General features: G+C 53.6%; 11 protein-coding genes and 2 tRNA genes. 9 read left to right on the forward strand and 4 right to left on the reverse strand.

Going from position 1 to position 12,906, the window contains the following annotated elements:
- Nucleotides 1-59 precede the first annotated feature (59 nt).
- Nucleotides 60-2,222: a DNA primase gene (dnaG, locus tag EDD53_RS05565; RefSeq protein WP_123792169.1), complete on the reverse strand. Its 2,163-nt coding sequence runs from the start codon at nucleotides 2,220-2,222 to the stop codon at nucleotides 60-62.
- Between the two features lie 393 nt (nucleotides 2,223-2,615).
- On the opposite strand from dnaG, the gene EDD53_RS05570 reads away from it, so the two are divergent.
- The 3 genes from EDD53_RS05570 to EDD53_RS05580 are packed head-to-tail and all read left to right on the forward strand — an operon-like array spanning nucleotide 2,616 to nucleotide 5,602.
- Complete coding sequence (locus tag EDD53_RS05570) at nucleotides 2,616-4,370, forward strand: pilus assembly protein TadG-related protein (protein WP_123792170.1); 1,755 nt, start codon at nucleotides 2,616-2,618, stop codon at nucleotides 4,368-4,370.
- Nucleotides 4,367-4,936, forward strand: a complete 570-nt coding sequence (locus EDD53_RS05575; protein ID WP_123792171.1) for a TadE/TadG family type IV pilus assembly protein — start codon at nucleotides 4,367-4,369, stop codon at nucleotides 4,934-4,936. The genes EDD53_RS05570 and EDD53_RS05575 overlap by 4 nt, the downstream gene beginning before the upstream one ends.
- 9 nt (nucleotides 4,937-4,945) lie before the next feature.
- Nucleotides 4,946-5,602 carry a TadE/TadG family type IV pilus assembly protein gene (locus EDD53_RS05580; protein ID WP_123792172.1) on the forward strand — a complete coding sequence of 219 codons (657 nt, stop codon included), beginning with the start codon at nucleotides 4,946-4,948 and terminating at the stop codon, nucleotides 5,600-5,602.
- 38 nt (nucleotides 5,603-5,640) lie between these two features.
- Here the strand turns inward: EDD53_RS05580 and EDD53_RS05585 are convergent, their stop codons facing one another.
- Nucleotides 5,641-6,159 (reverse strand): hypothetical protein, encoded by a 519-nt coding sequence (locus tag EDD53_RS05585; RefSeq protein ID WP_123792173.1) that lies wholly within the window; start codon nucleotides 6,157-6,159, stop codon nucleotides 5,641-5,643.
- A gap of 139 nt (nucleotides 6,160-6,298) precedes the next feature.
- Between EDD53_RS05585 and EDD53_RS05590 the strand changes: the two genes are divergently transcribed.
- From EDD53_RS05590 to EDD53_RS05615, 6 genes are all read left to right on the forward strand, one after another.
- The gene (locus EDD53_RS05590; protein ID WP_123792174.1) at nucleotides 6,299-6,754 is read left to right on the forward strand and encodes a hypothetical protein; all 456 of its coding nucleotides are present in this window, start codon (nucleotides 6,299-6,301) and stop codon (nucleotides 6,752-6,754) included.
- A 107-nt stretch (nucleotides 6,755-6,861) separates the two neighbouring features.
- Entirely contained in the window at nucleotides 6,862-8,172 is a 1,311-nt protein-coding gene (locus tag EDD53_RS05595; protein WP_123792175.1) for a homoserine dehydrogenase, read from the forward strand.
- 15 nt (nucleotides 8,173-8,187) lie between these two features.
- On the forward strand, nucleotides 8,188-8,739 hold the full coding sequence (locus tag EDD53_RS05600) for a cysteine hydrolase family protein (RefSeq protein WP_123792176.1): 552 nt from the start codon (nucleotides 8,188-8,190) through the stop codon (nucleotides 8,737-8,739).
- A gap of 100 nt (nucleotides 8,740-8,839) precedes the next feature.
- The gene (gene recJ, locus EDD53_RS05605) at nucleotides 8,840-10,582 is read left to right on the forward strand and encodes a single-stranded-DNA-specific exonuclease RecJ (RefSeq protein WP_123792177.1); all 1,743 of its coding nucleotides are present in this window, start codon (nucleotides 8,840-8,842) and stop codon (nucleotides 10,580-10,582) included.
- 102 nt (nucleotides 10,583-10,684) lie between these two features.
- Nucleotides 10,685-10,759: transfer RNA gene (locus EDD53_RS05610), tRNA-Glu, on the forward strand.
- Nucleotides 10,760-10,996: 237 nt separating this feature from the next.
- Nucleotides 10,997-11,071: transfer RNA gene (locus tag EDD53_RS05615), tRNA-Glu, on the forward strand.
- A gap of 219 nt (nucleotides 11,072-11,290) precedes the next feature.
- Here EDD53_RS05615 and EDD53_RS05620 read toward each other — a convergent pair.
- Nucleotides 11,291-12,313, reverse strand: a complete 1,023-nt coding sequence (locus EDD53_RS05620; protein WP_123792178.1) for a GGDEF domain-containing protein — start codon at nucleotides 12,311-12,313, stop codon at nucleotides 11,291-11,293.
- Between the two features lie 2 nt (nucleotides 12,314-12,315).
- Nucleotides 12,316-12,906 (reverse strand): heme NO-binding domain-containing protein, encoded by a 591-nt coding sequence (locus EDD53_RS05625; RefSeq protein WP_123792179.1) that lies wholly within the window; start codon nucleotides 12,904-12,906, stop codon nucleotides 12,316-12,318.

Raw genomic sequence — 12,906 nt, forward strand, 5'->3', positions numbered from 1 at the left:
GCGCACCTCAGGTTAAGACTGCGGCAAGACAATCACGCGCCATTTTTTTAGGCAGGTGGTTACTTAGCCCCGCCCCCTGCCCCTTTGGAAATGGACAGGCTGGCGATAAGATCATCCAAGGCGCGGCGTTCTTCGCGTTTCATTTCAGCGCCATTGGCACCGATATCGTATTCAGCGCGATCCTCGGCTTCTGCCTTGGTCGCTTTGTTGCGCGCCTCTGCGGCCTGCGCCAAACGCCATGTGACGTTTTCATCATCGGCTGCAACCATATCCAAAATGCCGTCTTTCAATTCCGTAGAATATCCACGGCGCGCTTTTAGTTTTGCCAATTCTTCCGACAGACACATCTGTGCCATCTCAATATCAGGGCGTTTGACTGCAGGCGCAATCTGGACATGGGGGTGCGCCATCAATCTATCAAGGGCTGGCGCAGTGCAGTCAGCACAAACTTTACCCCAAAGCGCCTGCGCATCAGTTTCATCTGCGTGGGTCAGCAAAGCGTGCAGAATTTTTGCATGATCCGCATCACTTGGGTGCAGAGACTCAAGTTTGGATTCGAAGTCCAAAATCACGCTGGGATTACGCAAAGCCGTGGCCAAAATCACCGCTTCACGCAAGAAATCCACATAGGCCTCATCGGTTGAATTGATCACAGATGATTTGGTGCTGGGCACAGGCACAGCTGGCAATTTGAAAGATTTGGTTTTCGCATCCCAAACGCGTTTGGGGCGATCCTCAAAATTGGATCTGCGTTTCGGGCCTGAGCCGCGGCCATCGCCATTAAAATTCTGCTCGCCATAGCTGGGCGCATCCGATGGCCCTGAATTTGACGGCACATACCGATCATCATACCCCGCGCCGTATTCAGGCGCAGGCGGCATATCCAAATCAAAGCCCCCCGCGAAAGGATCACTCAGCGCAGTTTCGCTTTGGGTGCGTTTGGATTGAAACAGCTCAAACCGCATGTCTTTCAAAATCTCGCCGTAATGCCGCTTGATCGAACGGTCTTTGATTGGCGTAATCGCATCGCGCAACGCCTTATCTAACATGGCGCGCCGTTCTGGACTGTCAAAAACCTTACCAGACGTTTCGCGCTGCCACAGCAATGATACCATAGGCACAGCGCCCTCAAGCACAGCCCGCATCCCTGCGCGACCTTCGGCTTTTATCAAATCATCAGGGTCTTTGCCTTCGGGCATGATCGCAAAACGCAAGGACTTCCCAGCCTCCAGCAAAGGCATCGCCAAATCAATCACCCGCATTGCCGCGCGTAGCCCCGCTTTGTCGCCGTCGAGCGCAATCACCGGCTCGGGGTGCATGCGCCACATCAGTTGCAATTGGCGTTCCGTCACAGCGGTACCCAAGGGCGCGACTGTGGCCTCGAACCCAGCTTCACTGAGGGCAATGACATCCATATAGCCCTCTGCCACGACCAAAGTTTGCCCTTTGCCGCAGGCCGTGCGCGCGCCGCCGTGGTTGTATAGCGCGGCCCCCTTATCGAACAAAAGCCGCTCTGGCCCGTTCAGATATTTGGCCCGCGCGTTCGGGTCCATCGAGCGCCCACCAAAGGAAATAGCACGCCCGCGTGGATCGCGGATGGGGAAAATAATTCGGTCGCGGTAAAAATCATAAGCGCCGCGCCCGTCATCAGGTTTGGCGGCAACCCCCGCTTCGATGGCCAGTTCTTCGGAAATGCCGTTGTCTTTTAGATGGGCCAGCAAAGCGTTGCCGTTCGGCGCATACCCGATTTCAAAACGGTCGCGGGTCTCTTGCGACATGCCGCGACCATCCAGATAGTCGCGTGCTGCCGCGCCTGCCCCTTGGGACAAACTCATGCGGAAAAACCGCACAGCGGCTTCAGTGACTTCGGCCAGTTCACTGCGTTTGTCAGATTTTTGTTGCGCCTTTGGATCGCGTGCAGGCATGGGCATCCCCACTTCGCCTGCCAAAATTTCGACCGCTTCCATAAAGCTAACGTTTTCGGTTTCGCGGATAAAGGTAATCGCGTCCCCTTTGGCATGACAGCCAAAACAATAGTAAAATCCCTGACGGTCATCGACATGGAAAGAGGCAGATTTTTCTTGGTGAAACGGGCATGGCGCCCACATATCGCCTTTGCCCTGATTGGACTTGCGTGCATCCCACATGACTTTACGCCCGACCACTTGGGTCAAGGAACTTCGGCTGCGCAATTCATCAAGAAATCCGGGCGGTAATGACATGGCGCAATTATCGACCTGTCACGCGCCAGAGTCCAGCGCCTGTGATATCTGTTTCACGCATATTCCATCACTTTTTGCGCTGGGGTCTTGGAAAATTGATTCGCAGCCCCTGCGGCAAAGCTGCGGCAGTCGTGGCGGTGAAATGATCAAATTGTGGCGACAATAAGGCAACTTTTCGAACTTATGGCACCATCGTGGCACCGCTCCCATTTTTTCGCACCAATTATGGTTAAAAATTCGTTAACTTGCATTTTCGCACAATCGTTAACAGATTTGTTTTACTTACGGGCAAGTATGCGCAATATTAACGTGTCGATGTGGACCTTAAGCAAGTCCGCGACGCATCGGCAGGGATTGGGGGCACCACGCTAGACAACGCGAAGCGGTGCAACAATGTTTGGAACGACAAAAACTTATCGAAACGGCGCGCAAAAACTGCGCAGTTTTCCTGCGATACGCACATGTCAGGCAAAGTTGATCCGACTTAGATCGCTTTCGCGCAGCTATACACGTGACGAAGATGGATCCTTGATCATCTTCGGTATCTTCACCTTTATCATAGTTCTTGTACTGGCTGGGATCGGCGTTGATATGATCCGCCATGAGACCCTGCGCACAGAATTGCAAAACACATTGGACCGCGCTGTTTTGGCTGCGGCCAATAGACAAACATCCGCAGAAGCGCGCGATGTTGTAGAAGATTATTTCGCCAAAGCGGGACTGACCGAATATCTGGAAAGTGTAAAAGTCGAAGGTGCAGGCTACGGTCGTCGCGTCACGGCAACGGTGACCGCAGATATTCCGACCTTTTTCTTACGCATCTCTGGCATCGACAACCTAGAACTGATTGGCTCAGGCGCAGCAGAACAGGGCATGGCCGAACTTGAAGTCGCCTTGGTGCTTGATGTGTCAGGCTCCATGAACAACGACAGCCGCTTGGACAACCTTGAAATCGCGGGGCGTGAATTTGCCTCGACCGTGTTCAACAATTCGGCCGAAGGCCATGTGGCTGTGTCGGTGGTCCCCTATGCGACACAAGTGAACATCGGCCCCGTGATGGCATCGCATTTGGCGCGCGATGACGCCCATGAGTTATCGCATTGTGTGAACTTTCAAGGGAATGATTTTTACACCACCGAAATTGATCAAAAGACTGTCTTAGACGGCCAGTATTACGAACAAACCATGCATTTTGATCCGTTCAACTATCTGCCCCCAAACTCTGGCACAAGCTTGGAAGTTTGCAACCCCGATGAAGGTAACCGCGTGCTGCCCTTTGCGACGACTTTGACAGAGGTCACCGACAAGATCGAAGGCCTCGTGGCCGATGGCAATACGTCTATCGATGTTGGCGTTAAATGGGGGGCTGCATTGCTGGACCCATCCACGCAGGGCATCGACAATGCGATTGCTTTGGATATCGATGGCAACGTCATCGAGGATGAAGTTTTGGGGAGCGTATTGGGCGGCATCGTTGACGATACATTAGATGGCGTAACCGAGGTGGTCGACACAGTGACCGAGACCGTGATCGCCCAGCGCCCGCATGAATTTTCTTCGGCGACTTTGAAAGTCATGGTTGTGATGACTGATGGTGTGAACACCGCGCAATATTACATGCCCGAAAACTACCGCCGCGGCGAATCTGATATCTACGTGCACCCAACAAACGATCGCGTATCCTTCAAAACAACGCAAAACTCATGCAGTTGGTGGTACGGCTGTACGACGCAAACACGCTACTATGCGCCGCATAATGACAGCTATTACACCAGCCCGTATGGCGGCGACGCGGCACGCAAACTGGAATGGCCTGAAGTTTGGCAACGCTTCACTGTCGAAAGCCATGCCTACACCCGCTATGAAGCGTCAGGCAATTCAAATGACTACTACAACTGGCTGGCTTGGACCCGTCACTCTGTCGGCAGCTCGACCAAAGACGAACGCCTGCTGACCACATGCCAAGCGGCAAAAGACAAAGGGATCATCGTTTTCACAATCGGCTTTGAAGCCCCGAGCGATGCGGCGTCTATTCTAAAGACCTGCGCCTCGTCGCCATCGCATTACTTCGATGCAGACGGCCTGCAAATTGCAGAAGCCTTCGGCGCGGTTGCAACCAAAATCACAGAATTGCGATTGGTAGAATGATCAGTACATTGCGCTTCAAACGCCTCTTGTGTGAACGCTTCACAAGGTGTTTCAAAACCTATGCCGCTCGAGATGACGGATCATCCACGATTGAATTTTCAATCATCTTTCCGCTGTTCATGTTTATCTTGATGGGCGGATATGAGGTGGGCTACTACACTGTGTCCTCAGCTACGCTGGACCGCGGTCTGGATATGGCTGTACGCGATGTGCGGTTGGGACGCATGCAAACCGTCGATATCGCTACATTGAAAAGCACAGTTTGTGACTATTCCAGCTATGTGCGCGACTGTGAAGAAAACATCCACATCGCCTTGGAACCTGTGAACGCTGATGACTTCGTTGCGCCCAAATCTTACGCGCAGTGCAAAGATCGCAAGGCAAAGGTTGAACCTGCGACAGTGTTTAAAGACGGGGCAGAAAATGAATTGATGCTGGTGCGCGCCTGTGTGCTCGTCGATCCGATCTTTCCAACCACTTGGCTTGGCGCACATCTGCAACGCAGCGAAGGCTCTGGCTATGCGATGGTTTCCACCGCTGGCTTCGTCAACGAACCAAACACATAGGGTGACAGTATGAAAATCTTTCGCAATCTTCTTCGCGCCCGTCAAATCGGGGCGCGTTATGGGCGCAGTGAACATGGCTCTATGTCGGTCGAAGCGATCTTAGTCTTGCCCGTCATCTTTTTCGGCTTGATGTTCATCTACACCTATTTCGCGGCCTTTCAGCTAAAAGGCCTGTCAAACAAAGCAACCTATACGGTTTCAGATTATCTGTCGCGACAAACAGAGCCTGTCGATAGCAACTTTATCGAAGGTTTGTCTGACATCTATCAATTTTTGACCAATGCTGACAGCAACTACCTACGGGTGTCTTCTGTAACATGGTCAATTGATGACGGAGAGGGCGCTTATGAATTGCAATGGTCTTACGGTGCCAATAGCGTGCCGCCCTTGACGGATATTGCGGATATACAAGAACGCCTGCCCCTTCTTGCGCTTGGGGAAACGATTTTGGTGCTTGAGGCTAGCAATGACTTCAACCCGCTCTTTAACATCGGCCTAAATGCCTTTTCAGTGGCCGATTTTGTCGCCACGAAACCGCGTTTTGCCACACAGGTGGTCTTTGATGATGGCAGCTCTGGCGGTGGCACTCCAGCTTCGGGCGATGATGTCCAACCCACAGACACCTATGGCACCTACGGCGGTCGCCATCACCGCGGAACCCGCTAAAGCCATCAGCGGCAAAGCACAGTCACATGGCGGGCGCCTTAATCAAGGCGGCCGTCATATGTGATCCGCGCAGCCAAAACATCCGCCATGGCTTTACCTGCACCCGCTGCAGTCACCCCCCCAACACCAATGCGACGCCCCATGCGCCACCACAGGCCTGGAGCCCAAGCGCGCGCTGATTTGTCTTTCAAAACAACAACAAACCCGTTGGAAGGCTTGAACGCAAAAGTGCCGCGTTCCACCCGTTCAATCTGATCCATGGTGCACAAAATGCGCCCGTTTTCTTCACGCAGGTCATCTTCGGTCATCAAAATATCAACCCCAGTGGCCTGCCACAAACGCGCAGCGCCCCAAAGGGCCAGCCCTCCCATCAGCGCCAAAAACGCCTTACCCGCAACAGCAGCAGGCGGCGTGGAGACCAAAATCCACAACAACAAAAGCCCAAGCACAGCCAAGATCGCAACGGCCGAAACACGACGGGCAATTGTGGCTGACAATCGATACAGCGGCGTCGTTTCAGCTGATTGCACTGGTTGGTCTGTCCCTAAATCGCTCATCTGCGCTCTCTCCTGTTGGTGACGGGTGTTGGTGACGCGTTTCTATTGCGCCCCACTGACTAGCGCGGGCGCGCCTTACAATAAAGCGAAATCCAGCCCGTTTCCGCCCCGCAGCAGCCGCAGCTTGAAAGGATATCCGATGAATGCGCGCAGCGCATTGCTCAGCTGGGCTGCGCAAGCTAAGGTCTGGACATCAAACAACCCACGGATTCCATCTGATATGCGCAGCCCTGCCCCGTTCTTTGCACCGATTGCCCCTTGGGGTCATATGCGTGCCATCGCGGCCTGTTTGCTTTGTGCAACGACGCTTGCCTGTTCTGCCCCGCCAGATGTCAGCCAACGCACGACTCCGATGGATAAAAATGCCCCTTGGCCGCAATTGCTCAGCTCTCGACAATTGGTGCAAACCTTTGATCAAACTGCGCAAACCACAGGCACAACGGGTGCGCAGACAGCGCAAGATCAACGCGCAGCAACCTCTCAACGCGGCGCAAACCTGCGCGCGCGCGCTGCCCGAATGTCGGGGCCAGTGCTTGACGCAGCCACGCGCAGCCGCCTGCAAGCCGCCCTGCGCCGTGCCCAAGCCCGCCGCTAAACCCGCGCATCCGCCCAAGGCCGCACGGCCAAAGCGTCATTCAGTTGCACAGTCCCCCAGAACCCGCTAACAGACACTCACGTTCATTTTAGATTTTGGAGCCCCAAATGACCCATTCTGCTACCGCCAAAACGCCCCTTCGTCTCGGACTTGCAGGGCTTGGCACTGTTGGAATGGGCGTGGTCAAAATCATCCAAGAAAAAGCTGATCTTTTGGCCCTGCGCGCAGGTAGACCTGTGGTGATCTCTGCTGTGGCCGCACGGTCGAAAGGCAAAGATCGCGGCTATGATCTGTCTGGCTACGGTTGGGAAGACGATCCTGTCAAATTGGCTCAGCGCGAAGATGTGGATATCTTTGTCGAACTTATGGGCGGCTCTGATGGCCCTGCCAAAGCGGCCACAGAAGCAGCGCTTGCTTTGGGCAAAGATGTCGTCACCGCCAATAAAGCGCTCTTAGCCCATCACGGTCAGGCCTTGGCCGAGCTGGCAGAATCCAATGATGCTGTGTTGCGCTTTGAGGCCGCCGTCGCAGGGGGTATCCCCGTGATGAAGGCACTGACAGAAGGACTGGCTGGCAATGGCATCACACGCGTTATCGGCGTGATGAATGGCACCTGTAACTATATCCTGACCCGTATGGAGGCCACAGGCCAAGGCTATAACGCCCTCTTCGATGAATGTGCGCGTTTGGGCTATCTCGAGGCTGATCCGCAACTGGATGTGGGCGGCATTGATGCGGGGCATAAACTATCGCTTTTGGCCTCTGTCGCTTTTGGCACCCAAGTCAGCTTTGGCGCGGTCGAACTGGAAGGTATCGAACGCATCAGCAATGACGATATCGCTCATGCCGCTGATATGGGCTACAAAATCAAACTTTTAGGCGTCACGCAAATGTCAGCGCGCGGCCTCGAGCAACGCATGACCCCCTGCCTTGTGCCTCAAACATCGCCCTTGGGCCAATTGGACGGCGGCACAAATATGGTGGTGCTGGAAGGCGATGAAGTGGGCCAAATCGTTTTGCGCGGTGCGGGTGCAGGCATGGGGCCAACCGCCTCTGCTGTGATGTCAGATATCATGGATATCGCCCGTGGCACGCGTTTGACCACCTTTGGTCAACCTGCTGCGAGCCTTATCAAAGCGACACCTGCGGTTGCTGCGACCCCTGCCTCCTATTACTTGCGCCTCGCTTTGGTGGACAAACCTGGCAGCATGGCAAAGATCACCACAGCCCTTGGCGATAGTGGTGTGTCGATTGATCGGATGCGCCAATACGGACAAGATGAAGATCCGAAAATTGCCCCTGTTTTGATCGTAACAGATCCCGTGAGCCGCGAGGCTTTAGACAGCGCTATCGCGGCGATGGAGACCACGGGCGTCTTGGCCTCTCCCGCTGTCGCTATCCGTATCGAACAGCTTTAATTCAAGGCCCGTCCTATGACCAAGGCGCTGATTTTGATTGATATTCAACAGGGCTTTGACGACCCCTTTTGGGGGCCGCGCAACAATTTAGATGCAGAAGACAACGCCGCCAAACTGCTGAGCGCATTTCGCGCGCAAGGTCTTTTTGTGTTTCATGTCAAGCATATATCAACTGAAACGGGCAGTCCGCTTACAGGCGCAGGCGCCGCTTTCAAAGATATGGTGCAGCCAGATGCAGGCGAAAAGATCATCGAGAAATCCGTGAATTCCGCCTTTATCGGCACAGACCTAGAACACTCTTTGCGCGCGCTTAAGATCACCGACCTTACGATCTGCGGACTGACCACGCCCCACTGCGTGTCGACCACCACGCGGATGGCTGCAAATTTAGGATTTCGCGTTACGCTGGCCCATGACGCCTGCGCCGCCTTTGCGCGCAATGGCGATACATCGTGGTCAAATGCCCCCGCTATGACGCCTAAGCAAATCCATGACAGCGCGATCCATCAAATCCACGGTGAATTCGCCACAGCACGCGACACAGATGCGATCCTCGCAGCCCTATAAATCGTCACACCACAAGAATTTCACGCCTTTATCAGACCCAAAAGACCAAACCTTAACCAGTACGATTGCAACAGAGCGCAGGTGCAGGCATTAAAGGCTTATGAGTGATTTTTTAAACGTTTCCGTCTCATTGAATGGCCGCCGTTGGGTGGGTCCATCGCCTGAAAACGACCGCTTGGCCGAAGCCATGGCGCAGCACACAGATCTGCCCCTGCCCCTGTGCCAAACCCTGACACGGCGCGGGGTGGATCAAGACAGTGCAGCAGCATTTTTGGCCCCCTCGCTCAAAGACTTGCTGCCCGACCCGATGGTCTTGAAAGATATGGAACCTGCGGCCCAAAGGTTCATCAAAGCTCTCAAAAACCGCGAACGCATTGCTGTGTTTGCCGATTATGACGTGGATGGTGCGACCTCGGCTGCACTGTTGATCACCTTTTTGCGCGATATGGGCCATAGCGCGACGCTCTATATTCCAGACCGCATTGACGAAGGTTACGGCCCGAATAATGAAGCCATGCAAGCACTCGCACGAGATCATGATCTGATTGTCTGCGTTGACTGCGGCACCCTTTCACATGGTCCAATTCAGGCTGCAAAAGGCGCGGATGTTGTCGTGCTGGATCACCACTTGGGCGGGGAAACTCTGCCTGAATGTGTGGCCGTGGTAAATCCAAACCGCCAAGATGAGACAGGCGATTTGGCGCATCTTTGTGCCGCAGGCGTGGTGTTTTTGCTGCTCGTCGATGTGAATCGCCGCCTCCGTGGGGATAACATTCGCGGCCCCAATTTGATGCGGTATCTTGATTTGGTCGCCCTTGGCACCGTGGCGGATGTGGCGCCGCTGATTGGCGTCAACCGTGCGCTTGTGCGCCAAGGTCTGCGGGTTATGGCGGATCGTGAGCGGGTTGGCCTGCGCAAACTGGCTGATGTATCGCGCATGGATGCGGCGCCCACCTCCTATAGTTTGGGTTTTCTTCTTGGCCCGCGCATCAATGCAGGCGGGCGCATCGGAGCGGCTGATTTAGGCGCCCGACTTTTGACCTCCACTGACGAAGTCGAAGCCCAGATGTTGGCTGAGCGTCTGGACTATCTCAACACCGAGCGACGCGAAATCGAAGGCAAAGTACGCGAGGCTGCGCTAGATCAAGCTGCCCAGCGCGGCTTGGACGGTCCTTTGGTTTGGGCCGCCGCCGATGGTTGGCATCCAGGGGTTGTGGGGATCGTGGCCTCGCGGCTAAAAGAATCGACCAACCGCCCTGCCATCGTGATCGGGTTTGATGGCGATGAGGGCAAAGGCTCAGGCCGTTCGATTTCTGGTGTTGATTTGGGCGCATCCATTCAACGCCTCGCCGCCGAGGGCTTATTGGTGAAAGGCGGTGGTCATAAAATGGCCGCTGGCCTGACCGTGATGCGCGATCAGTTGGAGCCAGCCATGGCGCGCCTGTCAGAACTTTTGAGCAAACAAGGTGCTGGCGATGCAGGCCCCGCAGATTTGAAACTCGATTCCTTATTGATGCCTGGGGCAGCCACAATTGAATTGATCAACAAGATCGAATCCGCAGGCCCTTACGGGGCATCCGCGGCCGCACCGCGCTTTGCTTTTCCATCTTGTATGATTCACTTTGCAAAACGCGTCGGGGAAAGCCACCTGAAGGTCACGTTTTCCGATGGCCAAGGTCCGCGCTTGGATGCGATTTGTTTTGGGGCTTTTGACACCAAACTTGGCCCTGCTCTCGAATCTCATGGCGGCAAGCGGTTTCACTTGGCTGGACGGTTGGAAATCAATACTTGGGGCGGGCGTCAATCAGTGCAACTGCGCCTAGAAGACGCTGCGGAGGCTTAAATCCTTCGTGATTTCAGCTCGTTCAAAAAAAATGAACTGGCCTGCAATTTATCTCTTGCGCAGCAACGGCTGGTCGCCTAAACACCAGCTCACGTCAATTGCGGTCCCTTCGTCTATCGGTTAGGACGCCAGGTTTTCAACCTGGAAAGAGGGGTTCAATTCCCCTAGGGACTGCCATTGACGTTAATATCCCTCCCCTAAAATTTCGCATAAACCTAAAACAGATTTTTGTCTGATAAACCCTATGCGACGCACTGATGCCCTACGCTTTGCAACCACAAATGTGCATCAAGGGGCTAACCCTTTGCGCCTAGGGAGCTGTTGAATTTAAAGATAACAATTTTTCAAATTTTCTGCATTGGCCCCCTTGCGCTTTGCACACAGCTGACTTAAACACCGCCTCACGCCAAGCGCGGTCCCTTCGTCTATCGGTTAGGACGCCAGGTTTTCAACCTGGAAAGAGGGGTTCAATTCCCCTAGGGACTGCCATTGGCGGATTAATTTCCACAAAAATATGAATAACAACACGCTCAAAACACGGCGTGTTTTAGCATGCCTTTGCGACGAGTTTGAGCCATGCAGCGCAGATCTTTTGTGATCTGAGCACCATAAGCCGAAGGTCAAGTGTGCGAGACTAGGAGCTTTAAACACATCTAGCCTCATGAACATCGTGACTTCAGTCTGTTGCCCCCCCAATCGAAAAAGCACCTATCTGCGTGCGGCAGCATTTGGCAAATCTTGGTCCGCCAAAGTCGGCATCCCCGCAACATAGAAATTTGCGCAGGCCCGTCCTTGGTGTTTTGAAGCATATAGCGCCGTATCCGCATTGTGCATCATTTGCTCTGCATCAATTTGGTCATATTGCTCAGTGGTTGTGATCCCCACCGATCCTGAAATACGGCAAACTGTATCATTGAAAGGAACAGGGATTTCAAGCTGCGCGATGATACGTTCGGCCACCTTCATCAACTGATCCGCATCCGTCATCTTATGCATCACCACAATGAACTCATCCCCGCCGACACGGGCCACCAAATCTTCGGCTCGTGTTTCATCGACCAAGACTTTGGCAACATTTTGCAAAACGACATCCCCCGCCGCGTGACCAAGCGTGTCGTTCACGTCTTTGAAGTAATCCAGATCAATGTGCATCAAAGCAAAAGGCACACCTGCGCGGATCATTCTGCCCAGCACATGGTCCATGGCACGGCGGTTTTTCAAACCTGTAAGCGTATCGGTATAGGCTTGTTCTTCGGCTGCGACCTTTGCCCCTTGCAGGCGCGTATTTAACTGTTTGGTTTCTTCCAAAACAGCTGATTTGGCTTCCACAAGATAGAGCATTTCGATCGCCAGATCTGTCGCTGCGAAATCCCCAGCCGTCAGCCGATAATCATGAACAGCATCCACAACAGAAATGCCAAACGACAGGTTCAACAACATATCCGTGCTATTGGCCATGGGAGTGGCAATCCCTTTAAGCGGCGTCGATACCCCTGACTTGAATGTCATGTAGAGTTTCTTATCATCTGGAATGATCGTATTGGCAGATTTTCGACCGTCATCACGCAGATCAAATACGTCGAAAAAATTGTGGCCCAGCATCGCTGATTCGCCGCGCAATTTGCACAGGGTAGGCCCGATTTTTGTGATGATGCCCTGCGCATCCAAAATCAAATGCATCGGCATCAAACGGTCCAGCGCGCTGGCCTCAAGTTGGGTGACCAAAGCCATCGTCACACCGCCTTCGCGGAGAGGTCAAAACTGCGCCCTTCGGAAAAGGCTTCTTCCAACAGTTGAATATTAATCACCTCTTCACCTGAATCGCGCCATCCTTGATGTTCCAAAAAGACCAAAGCGCCATAATCATCAGCCATGGCGCGCATGACGCCGAGCATCGCATAGCCAAATCCTGGCATCGAATGCTGGCAGGTCAAAGTATGACTGCCATCTTCATTTTCAAAAATGTTTAATTTGGGCACTTCAAGATCAGGCAAGGCGAGACGAGACCGCCCCTCGATTTCATTTAAGGAAAACATAAATTCGGTAAATTCATCACCGCCAAAACGCAACAATCTGCGAATGGCTTCGACATTGGGATGAGACACCAAATAGGTGCCCAGATCTTCCAGCATGGCATCGACAGGTTTTTCCAAACTGCGCGCAGCCGCACTGAGCAACCGAATGGTGACCCCATCTGGATAGCTTAGCATCGCTTCAAAGCTGTCTGATCCAAAATCTGTTTGTTCAGCAACCGAGGCCCAAATTTCTGGACCATATGTGTCGCGGACAAAGCACTGAATCGCGCGATTTATCATACCATGCAT

The sequence above is a fragment of the Pacificibacter maritimus genome (assembly GCF_003814915.1).
GTDB classification, from domain to species: Bacteria; Pseudomonadota; Alphaproteobacteria; order Rhodobacterales; family Rhodobacteraceae; genus Celeribacter; species Celeribacter maritimus.